This window comes from Lysinibacillus sp. COL-1 (assembly GCF_059814265.1).
Genome location: NZ_JCAWSJ010000004.1, coordinates 1,605,915 through 1,622,113 on the forward strand (window position 1 = coordinate 1,605,915; position 16,199 = coordinate 1,622,113).

Consider the following 16,199-nt stretch of genomic DNA (forward strand, 5'->3'; position numbering starts at 1 on the left):
GACAATCCCTTTGAACTATTATAGAATGATAGAAAAGAGGGGATGGGTACAATCATGACAATCGCACACACTTATTTACAAGTTGTTCAAAAAAGATTTAACAATGTGAAAGAGCAAGGGGATAAGGCGCTTGCCCAATTAGAAGAGGCACAGTTACATTGGGCGTATAATGAGGAATCCAATAGTATCGCAGTTATTGTGAAGCATGTTAGTGGCAATATGATTTCACGCTGGACAGATTTTTTAACGACGGATGGTGAGAAGTCTACGCGTAATCGAGATGATGAGTTTATGGATAGTCTTCACACGAAAGAGGCCATGCTCGTAGCTTGGGAAAAGGGTTGGCAAGTGTTTTTAGACGCCTTAGCGAGTTTAACAGAATCTGATTTGCAGCGATATGTCACAATTAGAGGAGAGCAGCTAGCAGTCATTGATGCCATTGAAAGACAGATGGCGCATTATGCACAGCATGTCGGTCAAATTATTTATATTGCGAAACAAGTTAAGGGCTCTGCTTGGCAAACGCTTAGTATTCCAAAAGGACAGTCACAGGCTTTTACAGAATCCATGCTAGATAAACAGCAACGTTAACTAAAGAAAGATCGTAGCCAATAACATGTGCTACGATCTTTTTATGTTAAATATAGCTTGTACATGGTCGTTTCTGCATCAATAGCTTGGGCGAGTTCGAATGCTTCCTGCTGGTTTCTTTGATTCGTGATGATCTCATAGAAAAAGCGAATAAGAAACATGAGATTTGCGTTACCTTCTATATAATCATCGGGTGCTAAATAGGAGTGACAGCCACTTTCTAAAAAGGCTGTCGCTAGCTGTTGCCAGCCTAATGTACAGCCGGCTGCTATCACCTTGACATCCTGTAGCTGACAATAGGATAGGACATCCTGTCGTTCAAAGTAGATACTTTTAGGTTCATTGTCTTCATATACATCTTCGCCTAACTCGGGTAAACAAAAGCGTCCCTCATTACCGTGGAAGTTTAAAATAAGATAGTCCATTTTGCTTGGCAGATCCTCTCCAGACAAGACATCAATCAAATCATTTGGTCTTCCGATTAAATGAATTGTCACCCGTGCATCAAAGGATTCTAGTGCCGCTCTGATGGCCATGGATTCGAAATCACAATCAGGTCCAATGACTAAATGTACGTATAATGCTGGTTTACTCATATTTGCTTCACCTCTATTATTAGTATAGATGAAACTTATTGGGAGTGTAAACCGTATATTACAATAATTACTATATATAAAAGTCTGTAAAGGAGGCGTAGGGATGCACAAGGGAGGCCATATTTATACACTGTTACTAGGCATTATTCTTAGTATAAGTACACTTCTACTTTTCAGTTACAATGAAAGGCAGCGAGAGGAGCTAGTATCCCTGCATCATAGTGAATTTCAAACAATTCAAGAGGCTTGGTATTTGTCTGGAAGTGATAGCAAGGAGCAATATTTGTATCCATTAAAGCAAGTGTTCTACATCAACCGTTATGAGGTGAAAGACAAGGAACATCTCCAACAAGCATTACAGTCCCCAAAAAATCCGGTTAGTCGACCAGCTAATGCTACTACGGTAAGCGACTTATATATACGTCTTTATAATGGCAAGGAAATGGCCGTGAAGGTGATTAGCAAGGATGAACGATTATTCCTAATGGATCAGAAAACGATGCAGTATTATGAACTAAAGGCACAAGATATGGTGGATTATTTTCATTTGTTGAATGAAGAAAGTAGAATGCCGTTTCTATTATTTATTGTGTATACAATTATATTTTTCAGTCTAGCCTTTATGCTAGCAAAAAAACTTACAGGGGCTAAATCGATAGAAAAAGAAACGGCTCCTCCCATATATTTAAACAAAGCGAAGAGCAAGAGACCGTTAGCAGATTTTATTTTTCCAGCCGCCTTGCCATTCGTTATTACATTTTCTTTGCAGATCTATGGGGCTCAGCATAGCTTATTGTTACTAAGTGCCATTATGCTTACTTCAGGCATTCGAGAATATGTTGAAAAAAGAGGGCTTTTTCTTAAAATGGTTCTGTTACTCCCACTCTTTTGGGTTTACCTCTACGGTTTCCAAATGCTTTCTACCTATTTAAACTAGCGATATAGTGGATATTATTGTCAATAGATTGAGCGTGGAGTTCTTATTTTTGTTAAATTTTAGCGATAATTCATGAGGATGGATACATATTATATAGGTTAATAGGTTTAGGTAGGCTATACTCAATATGATTATAGTAGAATTGAGGGAATCATATGAGACTAACTGTGGAACGAAAACTACAAATTGCTTTTGGCATTGTACTCGTCTTCCTACTGCTTATTTCAGGTATTGCATTATACTACTTGAATCATAATAATCAGACTCTAGCAGAAATTGAAGACAAGACAGAATTTATTCATTTATATCAAGATATCTCGTTCCAAACAGTTCGAGCAAATGCAGCTATTCGTGGGTATATATTATATGGCAAGGAAGAAATGCTTAACAACCACCATGAAATCCGCGAGACCTTACATACGTCGATTAATCGTCTCCAAGAAAAAGGCGATAGCAATGAAGAGTTTAAGCAGTTTTTACAGCAACTAGCCGATTGGGAAAAGGCGATAGATGGGCAGATAGTGCCACTTTATCAACGGGGAGATCATCAACAAGCCCAACAGCAAGCATTGCCAATTTTAGGTGAAGGTTCTCTGAAGTTAGTTGTCTTTGGTAAGACGATGGCAACGGCTCAACAGGAAGAGATGCAAGCTCATATTGAAGCAACCAAGCAAGAAGGAGAAAGAAGCGGGGTAGAAATTACAATACTAGCCGTTATTTCTTTGATTGTTAGTATCATCATTGCCACAGTATTTGGGAGACGAATCGCTAAAAACATTCAGCAAACTGTAATAGAAATGGATAAATTCTCTGAAGGGAATTTGCACACGCATTTACAATTTAAAACCAAGGATGAATTCGCCCATTTGGCCGAGTCCTTTAATAGTATGTCACAAAAGCTTCGACTGATGATGAAACAAGTAGGCAACTCCTCCGAACAAGTTGCAGCCACATCAGAACAACTGACGGCTAGTAGCATGGAGGTTACACAGGCGACAGAAGTGGTGACGGCATCTATTCACGATATTGCACAAGGAATTGACCAGCAGGACACTTTAACAAGCGATGTACGGAATTTATCAGCTCATATTTTAAAGAAAATGAATGATATTTCTACAAGTATCCATAACGTGAATCATGCAACCGTCGAAACGAAAAATATGGCGAGTATAGGGCGTTCTTCTGTGCATGATGTGACGGAACAAATGAATGAAATTTCTGCCAATACAAGCGAGTTAAATACCCGTGTGCAAGATTTAGATGACAATACAGCGGCGATTGTAAAAGCCGTGAATGTCATTAAAAGTATTGCGACACAAACCAATTTACTGGCAATCAATGCCTCGATTGAAGCGGCAAGAAGCGGCGAACATGGCAAAGGCTTTGCGGTTGTTGCAGAGGAAGTACGTAAGCTAGCAGATGAGTCCAATCTTGCAGCAGGGGACATTGAAAAAGTAGTGGCACAAATTACCGATAGCACGAGAGTCATTGAAGAGGATATGGTCAATAGCAATGATTCGGTCCATGTAGGACGTGAAAAGGTCAATGTGGCAAGAGATAATTTTATACAGATTGATGATGCCATTAATGATGTACAAGCACAAACTGAGATAGTGACAACAGCCATTCGGACTATTCATCAGGATGTAGAAAAGTTAGTCAAAGAAATTGATTATATTAGTGAAGTCTCAATGAAATCGAGTCGCCATGTACAAAGTGTTGCAGCCTCTTCAGAAGAACAAAATGCAGCAATGGAGGAGGTAGCAGCCTCCTCTACACATCTAGCGAAAATGGCGATAGATTTGCAAGAGTCTATACAGTCATTTAAATACTAAGGAAACACTACCTCTGTATATTTACAGGGGTTTTCTAGTTGTCTGCAAAGCCTGAATAATAAGAAATTCAAAAATATGTTTGAAAAATAATATTTCATCCGATAAAAGCTTTGGGAGAAATGTGAAGCAGATAAAGAGAGGGAAATACTGTGGAAAATAGCTTGCTATTTTTTCACGACAAGAATCAAAAGGAGATTGATATATGAAGAAACTATTTAGCAGTTTTAAGGGCAAGCTTTATACTTTATTTGCGCTAGTATTACTAATTCCTGTCATTTCTGTTGGGAGTTTATCTTATTTATCTGCAAAAGACTCAATAGAAGAAGAAATATTATTTAGTGCCAATGAAAGTGTGGGCATTTTAAATAAGCTTATTGATAAAACCATTAGCGAAAAAATGGATGATATCAATGTATTTAGCAGTGAATTAGATGCAGGAAAATATCAGCAATCCCAAGCCTCTATTGAGACGAATTTGCATCAGTATGTAGAGCTAAATCCAGATGTGCTAAGTATTTATATTGGCATGAACGATGGCTCCTTTACACAAGAGCCAAAATTAAATGATGCAGACTATAATCCACTAGATCGAGATTGGTATAAAGAGGCAACAGCCCTCAAAGGAGAAACGTTAATCACAAATCCTTATAAAGATGCAGGAACTGGCGATATGGTTGTGACAGTTGCCAAACAGATTAAGGATCATGCTGGGGTTGTGGCTATTGATATTAAACTGACAGACCTTCAAAAAATTGCAGATTCCATTCGAATCGGGAAAAATGGTTATCCTTCTATTTTTGGTGAAGAAAATATGGTTATCTCACACCCTACGCTTGAAGCTGGAGGAAAACTAAAAGAAAGCTTCCTCGATCAAATGTACGAAAATCCTTCTGGTACCTATAAATATGTCTTTGACGGTGATAACCGAATCCTGTTCTATACAACAAATGAACTGACTGATTGGAAAATCACAGGGACCATTTTTGCCAAAGAAATTGATGAATCGGCATCTAAAATTTTATACCATACGATTTTAGTGCTGATTGCGGCTATTGTTATTAGTACGATTGTCTTTTATTTTGTTATGAGGGCTGTGTTAAAGCCAATTAAAGCTTTAAAGGATAGTGCTGTGACGATCAGTAAAGGCGATTTGACAGAAACGGTGACGGTTACGTCGAAAGATGAGATTGGCCAATTAGGACAAGCCTTTAATGATATGCAAGAAAGCTTACGGACACTTATTCAAAAAATTGAGCAAAATGCAGAGGAAGTGGCTTCGTCAGCAGAGGAGCTAACAGCCAACGCGAATCAAACAAGCATTGCAACGGAAAAAGTGGCGATTTCTATTCAGGATGTTGCCTCAAGTGCTGATTCGCAAACGATCAGTGCCAATAAAAATGCAGAATCACTGCATGAGCTTTCAACAGCTATTTTGCATATTGCCGAAATATCCTCTGCTGTGACAGACCTTTCGCAGCATGCAACATCACAAGCAGATGAGGGTGGACAAGCTGTGCAGAATACGAAGGATCAAATGCAATCCATTCATTTATCTGTAGCAGATTCCAATGCGAAAATCCAAACCTTGCATGAACGATCTCAGCAAATTACGTCCATCTTAGATGTCATTACGAGCATTGCCGATCAAACGAACTTACTTGCATTAAATGCAGCTATTGAGGCGGCAAGAGCAGGTGAGCATGGTAAAGGCTTTGCCGTTGTGGCAGATGAGGTTCGCAAGCTAGCAGAACAATCACAAGAATCGGCCAAACAAATATTTGAGCTTATTCGAGGTATTCAGCAAGAGACGGAGCAATCTGTCAGTATTATGGCGAAGGTAACGGAGGATGTGCAAAGTGGTCTGCATATTTCGGATGAAGCCATTGCAAAATTCCAAGTCATTATGGCAAGCATGAATGAAATTACACCTAAAATGGAGGAAGTCTCTTCAGCCTCTGAGCAAATGTCAGCAGGCGTCCAAGAGGTGGCAGCCGTAACAGAAGATTTGGCATTCTCTGCAAAAGGCAATGCTTCTGCATCCGAGGATGTAGCGGCATCAACAGAGGAACAATTAGCCTCAATGGAAGAAATCAATGCCTCGGCACAAGCACTCGCACATATGGCGGATGAATTAAAGCAACTGATTAGTCAATTTAAATATTAAAGCACAAACGCCACTCCTATCAAAAGGAGTGGCTTTTCATAGTGTTGAAAAACAAAACCATCCATAGAATTTATGTGAAAGGTGAAAAAGGATTTCCGTTGCAGGCTACTTGCTTTCCTGTGGCCGAGCGCCGAGCCGCTTCCTCCGCTACCGCTCCGTTTAGAGGCTCGCCTGTCTCGCTATTCCCACGGGAGTCAAGTAGCCTTCCACTCCAATCCATAAAATAAAAATGTTCACTTTTTAGCAAAAAAGTGAACATACTCACTACTCTTTTATGGAGGGGTGTTGTCACACATCACTTCTCCACATTGAAAGTAAGAAGCTATCCTCTCTTATACTATAAATAATGGGCTATTTTGTTCAGGAAAAGACACTTTGGCAGAATGGTTGATTGGAGTGGAGCCAGTGTCACTCCTAGGGGATTTAGCGTCACAGAGGAGACCCTGGAGCGAACGCAGTGAGTGAAGCGGCTCATCGGACGCCCCCTGGAAAGGACGCTGGCGGAACGGAAATCAACCCCTCGCCTTACAAAATTGCTTATTATGCCGTTGACATTACCTTTTTTCAACAACATGAAACGCCACTCCTATCAAAAGGAGTGGCGTTAGCTGTTTATCGATCTTCTTCCCAACAATCTGTATTTTTTAAGGTTGGAATTGATTTTGCATAAAAGACAGGATTTTTACCAGCTTTACGTTGCTGTGTAAAGTCGTCTAATACAAGGAAGGCAATTTTACCGAGAATAATAATAATGGCTATATTGATGAGCGCCATTAGACCCATAAATAGGTCAGCTAAATTCCATACAAGCTGTACCTGAGCTACAGAGCCAAACATGACCATAGCTAACACTAATATACGATAGCTAAACATCCAACCTTTATGCGCATCCATAAACTCAATATTGGATTCACCATAATAATAGTTTCCAATGATCGAACTGAAGGCAAAGAAGATGATGGCGATAGCAATAAAGTAAGGAGCCCAGTCCCCAACTTGGACAGCTAAAGAATTTTGCGTCAAGATAATGCCGTCACTTTCGCCTTTATCATATAAGCCAGCTAAAATAATGATAAAGGCAGTCGCTGTACAAATCATGATCGTATCAAAAAAGACACCTAAGCTTTGTACCAGCCCTTGTTTGGCAGGGTGTGAGGTATTGGCAGTTGCCGCCGCATTAGGTACACTCCCCATACCAGCCTCGTTGGAAAATAAACCACGACGGACACCTTGCATAATAGCCGCCCCAATTGCACCACCAGCAGCTTCCTGTAGGCCAAATGCATGTGTGAAAATTAAGTTAAAAACATGCGGGATTTCCGAGAAATTTGTCACTACAACAAAAAGGGCTACAAGTAAATAGAAAATCGCCATGACAGGTACAAGAATTTGCGTCACCTTCACAATTCTATGAACACCGCCAAAAATAATTAAGGCTGTTAAGGCGACAAGTATTATCCCAATGATCGCTGGTTTGATATCAAATGCTTCTCCAACTGACGTGGCAATTGTATTGGACTGTACAGCATTAAAAATAAACCCAAAGCTAAATGTTAATAAAATACTAAAAATAATTCCTAGCTTTCGTTGACCTAACGCTTTTTCCATGTAGTAGGCAGGTCCACCCCGGAAGGTATTACCATCCTTCACTTTATAAACCTGTGCTAAGGTACTTTCAATGAAGGCAGTAGCCATCCCTAAAATAGCGATGATCCACATCCAAAAAACAGCACCTGGCCCTCCTACACCAATGGCTAAGGCAACACCTGTAATATTCCCTGTGCCGACACGTGAAGCAGCACTAATAGTAAAAGCCTGGAACGGTGATACACCTGATTCGCCATCTCTTTTTTCTACAATTAAACGAAACATTTCAGGAAACAGACGAATTTGTACAAACTTCGTACCAAATGAAAAATATAGTCCTGCTACGATCAGTAAAATAATTAGGATATATGTCCATAAAACATTATTTCCACTATTTACAATACTTGAAATCCATTCCATAAGTTGTCCTCCTTTCACAATACGCTTTAGTCTACACTGTTTTTTTATAATAAATCAACATTTCTAAAATAATGGAAATAATCGTAATATTTTGCGATTTTAAAATATTTAAATGGATAGAGTTGCTTTAAATACTATTTTTCTGTCATATTCGATAGGGAGATAAAGCATTAAATTTGGAAAATTCTCTTATTTCATTGCGAGTTATGCGTATAATAATAGAAAAGGAGTGTGATGTTGATGAAAACAATCGGCTTAATTGGTGGGATGAGCTGGGAATCCTCCGCTGCCTATTACAGGCTCATGAATGAGCAGGTCAAACAGCGACTAGGAGGCTTACATTCTGCCAAATGTATTTTATATAGTGTGGATTTCCAACAAATTGAGCATTTTCAAGCGAAAGGAGAGTGGGACAAAGCGGGGAATGTTCTGGCACAAGCAGCGCAATCACTTGAGCGTGCAGGTGCAGATTTCGTTATTATTTGTACGAATACGATGCATAAGGTCATTGATATTATAGAGGCAGCGATTACCATCCCGATTTTACATATTGCGGATGCAACAGCTAGACAAATTAAAGAGGCAGGTCTACAGAAAATAGCCCTTCTTGGCACGAAGTATACGATGGAGCAGGCGTTTTATAAAGCAAGAGTGGAGGGCTTTGGTATTGAGGTTATTGTGCCAGACAGCCACGAACGAATGGAAGTAAATCGGATTATTTATGAAGAACTGTGTTTAGGTATCATTAAGCAAGACGCCAAATCGTACTATATCCAAGTTGTTGAGGAGCTTGTGCAAGCGGGGGCACAAGGAGTGATTTTAGGCTGTACGGAGATTGGTTTATTGATTCAGCAGGAGGATATTAGTGTGCCAGTGTTTGATACAGCAGCCATTCATGCACAAACTGCGGTGTCCATGGCGATTCAGGAGGAGTTGTAATATGCCAGGCAAGGTACGACAAATGGGCATCAAGATTGGCAAGTTACCAGTTGGACCAAAAAACTGTATGACCGATGTAGCGGGAGTTCAGGTGGGACATGTCACATTGGATGAGCCATTAGATCAGGACGGTGCTTATGCGTGTACAGGAGTCACAGCCATTTTACCGCATGGTGGTAATTTATTTCAGCAAAAGGTAACGGCGGCAAGCTATGTGTTAAATGGTTTCGGAAAAACAACGGGACTTGTGCAAGTCAATGAGCTTGGTGTGATCGAATCACCTATTATGTTAACGAATACCTTTGGCGTGCCAGCCGTTACACAAGGAACATTAAGCTATATGTTGGACTTGAATGAAGATATTGGGCTCATAACAGGAACGATTAATCTTGTGGTAGGCGAATGTAATGATAGTTATTTAAATTCGATTCGAGCGTGTCCCGTGACACCAGAACATGCAATAGCAGCCATTCGTCAAGCCTCTACGGATATAGTACAGGAAGGAGCCGTTGGAGCAGGGAAAGGTATGATGTGTTTTGGCTATAAAGGGGGGATTGGTTCGTCTTCTCGCCTTGTTAAAGTTGAACAACAGGAAATTAGCTATACAGTTGGCTGTCTAGTTCTCAGTAATTTTGGCCAAAGCACTGAGTTTTTAGCCGAGCGTTACAACGCTTCCAATAGGCAAAGCCAATCAACATTATCTCCTACGGATGGTTCAATACTTATTATTCTTGCAACGGATGCCCCGTTGAGTAGCCGCCAATTGCTGCGCGTCATTAAACGCTGTGGTATCGGTCTCGGTCGGACAGGTAGTCACTTTTCACATGGTAGTGGGGATGTAGTCATTGGTTTTACAACGGCACACAGTATTCCTCATACGACAGATCAGCTGATGGAAACAAGAACACAGCTACGTGAGGATCATCCCGTCATGAATCAGTTGTTTGTCGCCGCAGCTGAAGCGACAGAAGAAGCGATACTCAATTCATTATCTCAGGCCCAGACTACAACGGGGCGCAATGGCCATACAGTGGAAGCTTACGCTTTTCATAAGGCATAACGATTAAAGCTATTGAGACATCATCCATGTTTCGATAGCTTTTTTTGTACTTCGTTAGCATGAGCGAGCAATGCGATGAATAAAATCCTTAACTAGAGGACAAAAGTGATTTTTCGACAGTGTTTTGCTGGAATATGAATCATTATAGGAGAAAAACTATTATATTGTAATTATTCCTTTTTTATCTAGTCAATGCTAGAGAGATATGATAACATTCATTTTAAAAAAACTGAATTATCTAAAAAATAAGGAGGTGTGCCAATATCATCAACCTATTTCAACCAATAGCGGCAGCTGTAAATAGGAATCCACCTCTATCTCCGTTTGTTCGTGAAAACGGTGAGCCGCTTATCCGGGTCACAGCTACACATCCGAGACTATTCATGGAGCCTATCTACTATCAGCAACAGATTCCTGATAGTTTGCAAGTTATTTATGTGCGAGAAGGGGTCTATAAGCGTTTGCAGCAGGCGTTAACGTTATTACCACAGGAATATAGTCTCTTACTTTATGATGGGTATCGTCCGTTTCAAGTACAGCAGTATTTGTTTACCCATTTTTCAAAGCAATTAGCACAACAAATGCCACAGGCAACACCACAGGAGCTTGTGCAGGCTATGAAAAAATATGTAGCTTTGCCAAGTGAAGAATTCGCCCATTTAGCCCCACATTTAACAGGTGGTGCAATTGATGTCACGCTGGCTGATGTCCACGGTAAAGCATTGGATCTTGGTACAGCTTTTGACGAAATGCATGAAAAATCTGCGACACGTTATTTTGAACAGCACTTGAAGGGAAATCCGCTGGCCTGTCAGCATCGGCGTCTGCTGTACAACTGCTTGTCACTTGCTGGATTCACGAATTATGCAGAGGAATGGTGGCATTACGATTATCACAATGTGGCATGGGCAAGACGTGTGCAAGCGCAGGTAGCCCATTATGGAGCAGTACACGCAACAATACAAAATCATAATGTAAAGGAGTTGCGATTTCTATGAAGGTTTATATTAGCGCAGATATTGAAGGGATTACAGGTACAACATCATGGAGTGAGACCGAGTTAAACGCACCGGACTATCTGTTTTTCCAAAGACAAATGACACGAGAAGTAGAAGCAGCCATTGAAGGAGCGATAGCAGGAGGCGCCACAGAAATTTTATTAAAGGATGCCCACGATTCTGCTCGCAATCTCGACATTTCCAATTTACCAATCAATTGTAAAGTCATCCGTGGCTGGACATACGATCCAATGTGTATGGTGGCAGGTCTCGATCAAAGCTTTGACCGTGCCATTTTTATTGGCTACCACAGTAAAGGAGGAAGTGAGCGCAATCCACTTGCCCATACACTTTGCACATATGCCGACGTCAAAATTAATGGTCATTATGCAAGCGAATTTTTAATCAATACGTATGCGGCGGCTTTACATGATGTTCCTGTATCCTTCGTTAGTGGGGATGTGGGGCTAACAGAGGAAATACAGGCCTTGAATGAACATATGATTACATTTGCCACAAAGGAAGGCATCGGAAATGCAACGATTAGTGTCAGCCCACAGCTAACCATTATGGAAACCAAACGTCTGGTAGAGTCTGCAATGAAAGTGCCACGTGCTGATTTGCAGGTAGCGTTACCAGAACGCTTTGTGGTGGAGATTATTTATCGAGACCATACACGAGCTTATCGCAATTCTTTCTATCCAAATGCCACATTCAAACCACATAATACCGTAGAGTTTATCACCGATGATTTTTATGAGGTGCTTCGTATTTTACAATTTTTAACATGATGCTACTGAGCTTGCTTTATCAATGAATGATCAATAGTGATAGCTTCGTTCCAAAATAGGAATAGAGTGCTCATCCAGGAAAATACTTACAAAGTGCTCATCGAAGCGATGAGCTCGCTCAGAAAGAGGAGAGGCGCTCACCCGAGTGAAGAATTTGCTCAGTAAAGCGCTTGCCCCGATCACAACAAGGCAAAATCGCTCATTCCAGCGAAGCCACCACTCAAAGATGTAGTCAAAAAGCAGTGGGACACGCTGTCCAATATGTTTGATTTGATAGAACCTACAAATTTATCTCATTACCGTGACAACGAGCATGGAATCGTTGTGCATTTCATCGATAGTGGGTCGATTTAGAAGGACCTAGCTTATGTTTGAAAGATCCTATTGAAGGTGCATCCGTCCTTGCAATAGGATTTTCATTATAAAAAGATGATTAGGGGGATGCTTGTGAGAAAGTCTTGGTTGCTGTTCATATGTCTGGTCGTATTGTTTTGTGTAGCCTGCAATGATGAATCATCGAGTGAAAAGGCATCGGAATATCGTGTTGTGTATTCGGGAGAAATTAAAACGTTAAATTATTTAAAGACGTCTGAAACAAATGAATTTGCGGTGGCCGCAAATATGGTGGATGGACTCATAGAATACGATCAATATGGAGTCGTTCAGCCAGGATTGGCGAAGGAATGGTCTGCTAATGAGGATGCTACTGTTTGGACGTTCAAGCTACGTGATGATGCTAAATGGGTCACACATGAGGGGAAGGACTATGCAGATGTTGTGGCACAAGACTTTGTGGATGGCTTACATTATGTGCTTGATGCTAAAAATGAATCATCGACGTCTTGGATTGCGACGGTCGTAAAAAATGGGGAGGCCTTCTATAACGGCGAGTTGGCTGATTTCAAGGAGGTTGGCATAAAGGCGCTAGATGAACATACAGTAGAATATACTTTAGAAGCCCCGACACCCTATTTCCTTTCTATGTTGAACTATGTTTGTTTCTTCCCGGTGAATGGCAAGTTCATTGCCGAGAAAGGGAAGGATTTTGGTACGACGCGTGAAAATTTCCTTTATAATGGCGCTTATCTTTTAGATAAATTTGAACCGCAAAATGAGCGTGTTCTTGTGAAAAATGAGTCGTATTGGGATAAAGACAAGGTGCTGATTGATCGCATTCGCTATAAATACAATAAAGAAGCGGCAACAGTGGCACCAGAGCTGTTTTTACGTGGAGAAATTGATTCTGCTAGTATTCCAACCTCTATTATTGATGAATGGTTTAAAGACGAGAAGAAAAAATCCCAGGTTCGTCAAACACAAAATAACTTCTATACCTACTTCTATGCACTTAACTTTAATCCACAATTTGACGCCCAATATGAGCCAGATAACTGGAAGGTTGCAGTCAATAATAAAGATTTCCGTAAATCCTTATTCCATGCACTGGATCGGGTGTCCGCAATGCTGACGGTTGAGCCTTATAATCCAGCAGATTTGCTGAGCAATACTATTACACCGAAAAACTTTGTCGATGTAGAAGGGGTGGATTATACCCAATTAGCGCCACTTACGACCATTTCCAATGAAGATTCCTTCAATAAAGAGCTCGCTCTAGAGTACAAAGAAAAAGCGAAATCAGCATTAGCAGGTAAAGCCACGTTCCCTGTAAAAGTATTAATGCCCTATAATGCAGGCAGTCCAGATTGGGCCAATCGTTCTCAAGTAGTGGAACAGCAGATTGAAAAATTACTAGGGACAGATTATGTCGACATTATTGTAGAGGCTGGTCCATCGACAGGCTTCTTATCAGAGGTGCGTCGTCCTGGCAAGTTTGCGCTTTTAGAAGCGAACTGGGGTCCTGACTTTGCAGATCCCTCTACGTATACAGATCCATTCACGGTGGACGGTACTTACAATAAACCAGAATTAGCAGAAGGCTATAAAGAGACAAATGGCAAAACGACGTACCAAAACCTTGTGGATCAAGCGAAAGAAACGATTGATGCCGCAAAACGCTATGAGCTATTTGCAAAGGCAGAGGCCTTTTTAATTGATGAAGCCTTTGTGATCCCTTATTCAGTAGGGGGGAGTGGCTATGTGGCGTCTAAATTAAATCCATTTGAGGCGCAATATTCGCCATTCGGTGTAACGGCAGAGAAATTTAAAGGACAGCAAGTGCTGGAGAAGCCAATGAGTAATGAAGAATTTAAAAAGGCGCTCGCGCAGTGGGAGCAAGAACGTGCGGAAGCGTTAGCGAATGCTGAAAAGTAGTATGGCTTCGTAGAGGAAAAGGAGATACCGAAAGAATAGTCGGCATCTCCTTTAGTCTTTTGGATAAAGGAGGATAGCGCCATGTTGCAGTATATAGGAAAACGTCTCTTACAATCCGTGTTCACCCTTTTTATTATCATCACGATCGTCTTTTCATTATTACGATTAATGCCGGAGGAAGGATATTTAGGAGCGGCAGCCGATAAAATGTCACCGGCTCAGCAAGAAGTTTATTTAACAAATCTTGGCTTGCGTGATCCATTGCTTGTTCAGCTAGGAAATTTTTATAAAAATTTGTTGCAAGGGGATTTAGGCAAATCGGTCACTTATCGTACGGATGTACCGGTTGTGACGATTATTGCGGATAAAATTATGTATTCTCTGCTCTTTGGTTTGGGGGCAGTAGCTTTATCGCTACTCATTGGTGTGCCGTTAGGGATTTTGATGGCCTATCGTAAGGGGCGTTGGCTAGATCGGCTAGGGACAGGCTATATCGTCTTTATCGTTGCTGTCCCAGCAGCAGTCTACTACTTAGTCATTCAAATGTATATTACGGAACTCTTTCAATTACCGATGCTGTTTGATGCGTACAGGCCGATTACTTGGATTTTGCCACTTACCTCCATGGCGTTGGCGCCGACAGCCTCCTATGCGATGTGGATGCGACGATATATGGTAGATGAACTGAACAAGGACTATATTAAGCTAGCAAGGGCGAAGGGTGTGAAGGAGCGGACATTGATGTTCCAGCATGTACTGCGAAATGCCTTTATTCCAATGGCACAATACTTACCTGCCACCATTCTATTTACGATTACAGGCTCTATTTATATCGAATCGCTCTATTCCATTCCAGGGATGGGGGGCTTACTCGTGGATGCCATTCAGCGTCAGGATAATACGATTGTGCAAGGCTTAGTGCTAGTATTCTCTTCTCTTGGCATCATCGGACTTATTTTAGGGGACATTGCCATGGCACTTGTCGATCCACGCATTAAATTAGGCAAGGGAGGGGGTGTGCGCTAATGGGTATGTATACAGATGAAATCAATAATATTTCGAATAAGTCCCGTCAAACATTGTTTGAATTTGCTGAAGTTGACGCAAGACAGGCAGAGGAAGCTGGCTATTCCAATTACTCTTATTGGCGGTCTACATGGCAATCCTTTTTAAAAAATAGACTAGCTGTTTTTTTATTAGTGGGAGTGATTATTATTGTCAGCTTCACCATTCTCCAGCCTTATTTACCAGCGCAAAAATCACCAACTGAAATTTACTTGGATGAACAAACAGGGATGCAGGCACGCAATATTACCCCCAATGCAGAGTTTTGGTTTGGCACGAATTCCATTGGTCAGGATTTATGGTCTCGTATTTGGGCGGGCACAAGAACATCTCTCTTTATTGGCTGTGTCGTAGCCTTGGTAGAGGCAGTAGTCGGTATTACAATCGGTACACTGTGGGGCTTTTCACGAAAATTAGAAGCATCGATAACGCAGCTATATAATGTTGTCGATAATATCCCCACAACCATTGTGCTCATTTTAATGTCTTATATTTTACGCCCAAGTATTTCGACGATCATTATAGCTATGTGTATAACGGGATGGGTGGAAATGGCGAGATTTATTCGCAATCAAATTGTTATTTTACGTGACCGTGAATACAACCTAGCCTCAAAATGTTTAGGCACTCCTGATTACCGTATTATCTTAAAAAATTTATTACCTTATTTAATTTCAGTGATTATGTTGCGTCTGAGCCTCGCTATTCCCTTTGCGATAGGAGCCGAAGTATTTCTAACATATATCGGTTTAGGGCTACCAATCAGCGAGCCGTCCTTAGGAAATTTAATTAATGAAGGACGCGTACTCATGATGTCACCAGATTTACGTTATCAGCTGATTTTCCCAAGTATTGTGTTAAGTGTCATCACGATAGCATTCTATATTATTGGTAATTCTTTTGCAGATGCAGCAGATCCGAAAAACCATGTGTAAGGAGAGGAAA

13 protein-coding genes are annotated in these 16,199 nt (G+C 40.9%); 11 read left to right on the forward strand and 2 right to left on the reverse strand.

Annotation, left to right across the window (positions count from 1 at the left end):
* The first annotated feature begins 54 nt into the window (after positions 1–54).
* Positions 55–591 carry a DUF1572 family protein gene (locus AC6BKE_RS16105; RefSeq protein WP_036129271.1) on the forward strand — a complete coding sequence of 179 codons (537 nt, stop codon included), beginning with the start codon at positions 55–57 and terminating at the stop codon, positions 589–591.
* Between the two features lie 41 nt (positions 592–632).
* Here the strand turns inward: AC6BKE_RS16105 and AC6BKE_RS16110 are convergent, their stop codons facing one another.
* Positions 633–1,187 (reverse strand): hypothetical protein, encoded by a 555-nt coding sequence (locus AC6BKE_RS16110; protein WP_036129275.1) that lies wholly within the window; start codon positions 1,185–1,187, stop codon positions 633–635.
* A 103-nt stretch (positions 1,188–1,290) separates the two neighbouring features.
* On the opposite strand from AC6BKE_RS16110, the gene AC6BKE_RS16115 reads away from it, so the two are divergent.
* The 3 genes from AC6BKE_RS16115 (at position 1,291) to AC6BKE_RS16125 (ending at position 6,123) form a co-directional block, all read left to right on the forward strand.
* Positions 1,291–2,124, forward strand: coding sequence for a hypothetical protein (locus tag AC6BKE_RS16115; protein ID WP_058844045.1), 834 nt, complete (start codon positions 1,291–1,293; stop codon positions 2,122–2,124).
* A gap of 155 nt (positions 2,125–2,279) precedes the next feature.
* A complete protein-coding gene (locus tag AC6BKE_RS16120) occupies positions 2,280–3,959 on the forward strand; it encodes a methyl-accepting chemotaxis protein (RefSeq protein WP_249646024.1) in 1,680 nt (559 codons plus the stop codon).
* A 202-nt stretch (positions 3,960–4,161) separates the two neighbouring features.
* The gene (locus AC6BKE_RS16125) at positions 4,162–6,123 is read left to right on the forward strand and encodes a methyl-accepting chemotaxis protein (RefSeq protein WP_036129282.1); all 1,962 of its coding nucleotides are present in this window, start codon (positions 4,162–4,164) and stop codon (positions 6,121–6,123) included.
* A gap of 612 nt (positions 6,124–6,735) precedes the next feature.
* Here AC6BKE_RS16125 and AC6BKE_RS16130 read toward each other — a convergent pair.
* A complete protein-coding gene (locus AC6BKE_RS16130; RefSeq protein ID WP_499857261.1) occupies positions 6,736–8,130 on the reverse strand; it encodes an alanine/glycine:cation symporter family protein in 1,395 nt (464 codons plus the stop codon).
* A 240-nt stretch (positions 8,131–8,370) separates the two neighbouring features.
* Here AC6BKE_RS16130 and AC6BKE_RS16135 point away from each other — a divergent pair, with 240 nt between their 5' ends.
* The 7 genes from AC6BKE_RS16135 (at position 8,371) to AC6BKE_RS16165 (ending at position 16,189) form a co-directional block, all read left to right on the forward strand.
* Positions 8,371–9,069 (forward strand): aspartate/glutamate racemase family protein, encoded by a 699-nt coding sequence (locus AC6BKE_RS16135; protein ID WP_058844955.1) that lies wholly within the window; start codon positions 8,371–8,373, stop codon positions 9,067–9,069.
* Between the two features lies 1 nt (position 9,070).
* Positions 9,071–10,129 (forward strand): DmpA family aminopeptidase, encoded by a 1,059-nt coding sequence (locus tag AC6BKE_RS16140; protein ID WP_499857263.1) that lies wholly within the window; start codon positions 9,071–9,073, stop codon positions 10,127–10,129.
* Positions 10,130–10,512: 383 nt separating this feature from the next.
* The gene (locus AC6BKE_RS16145) at positions 10,513–11,127 is read left to right on the forward strand and encodes a M15 family metallopeptidase (RefSeq protein ID WP_499857265.1); all 615 of its coding nucleotides are present in this window, start codon (positions 10,513–10,515) and stop codon (positions 11,125–11,127) included.
* On the forward strand, positions 11,124–11,918 hold the full coding sequence (locus AC6BKE_RS16150) for a M55 family metallopeptidase (protein WP_058844953.1): 795 nt from the start codon (positions 11,124–11,126) through the stop codon (positions 11,916–11,918). Before AC6BKE_RS16145 ends, AC6BKE_RS16150 begins: the two co-directional genes overlap by 4 nt.
* A gap of 447 nt (positions 11,919–12,365) precedes the next feature.
* Positions 12,366–14,189: a peptide ABC transporter substrate-binding protein gene (locus tag AC6BKE_RS16155; RefSeq protein WP_499857268.1), complete on the forward strand. Its 1,824-nt coding sequence runs from the start codon at positions 12,366–12,368 to the stop codon at positions 14,187–14,189.
* Positions 14,190–14,270: 81 nt separating this feature from the next.
* Positions 14,271–15,215: an ABC transporter permease gene (locus AC6BKE_RS16160; RefSeq protein WP_342503945.1), complete on the forward strand. Its 945-nt coding sequence runs from the start codon at positions 14,271–14,273 to the stop codon at positions 15,213–15,215.
* A complete protein-coding gene (locus tag AC6BKE_RS16165) occupies positions 15,215–16,189 on the forward strand; it encodes an ABC transporter permease (protein ID WP_499857270.1) in 975 nt (324 codons plus the stop codon). Before AC6BKE_RS16160 ends, AC6BKE_RS16165 begins: the two co-directional genes overlap by 1 nt.
* The last annotated feature ends 10 nt before the right edge of the window (positions 16,190–16,199 follow it).

Coding starts and splice junctions, on each gene's coding strand:
- AC6BKE_RS16115 (WP_058844045.1), top strand. CDS start 1,291: ATGCACAAGGGAGGCCATATTTATACACTGTTACTAGGCATTATTCTT.
- AC6BKE_RS16125 (WP_036129282.1), top strand. CDS start 4,162: ATGAAGAAACTATTTAGCAGTTTTAAGGGCAAGCTTTATACTTTATTT.
- AC6BKE_RS16150 (WP_058844953.1), top strand. CDS start 11,124: ATGAAGGTTTATATTAGCGCAGATATTGAAGGGATTACAGGTACAACA.
- AC6BKE_RS16105 (WP_036129271.1), top strand. CDS start 55: ATGACAATCGCACACACTTATTTACAAGTTGTTCAAAAAAGATTTAAC.
- AC6BKE_RS16165 (WP_499857270.1), top strand. CDS start 15,215: ATGGGTATGTATACAGATGAAATCAATAATATTTCGAATAAGTCCCGT.
- AC6BKE_RS16140 (WP_499857263.1), top strand. CDS start 9,071: ATGCCAGGCAAGGTACGACAAATGGGCATCAAGATTGGCAAGTTACCA.
- AC6BKE_RS16135 (WP_058844955.1), top strand. CDS start 8,371: ATGAAAACAATCGGCTTAATTGGTGGGATGAGCTGGGAATCCTCCGCT.
- AC6BKE_RS16160 (WP_342503945.1), top strand. CDS start 14,271: ATGTTGCAGTATATAGGAAAACGTCTCTTACAATCCGTGTTCACCCTT.
- AC6BKE_RS16110 (WP_036129275.1), bottom strand. CDS start 1,187: ATGAGTAAACCAGCATTATACGTACATTTAGTCATTGGACCTGATTGT.
- AC6BKE_RS16120 (WP_249646024.1), top strand. CDS start 2,280: ATGAGACTAACTGTGGAACGAAAACTACAAATTGCTTTTGGCATTGTA.
- AC6BKE_RS16130 (WP_499857261.1), bottom strand. CDS start 8,130: ATGGAATGGATTTCAAGTATTGTAAATAGTGGAAATAATGTTTTATGG.
- AC6BKE_RS16145 (WP_499857265.1), top strand. CDS start 10,513: ATGGAGCCTATCTACTATCAGCAACAGATTCCTGATAGTTTGCAAGTT.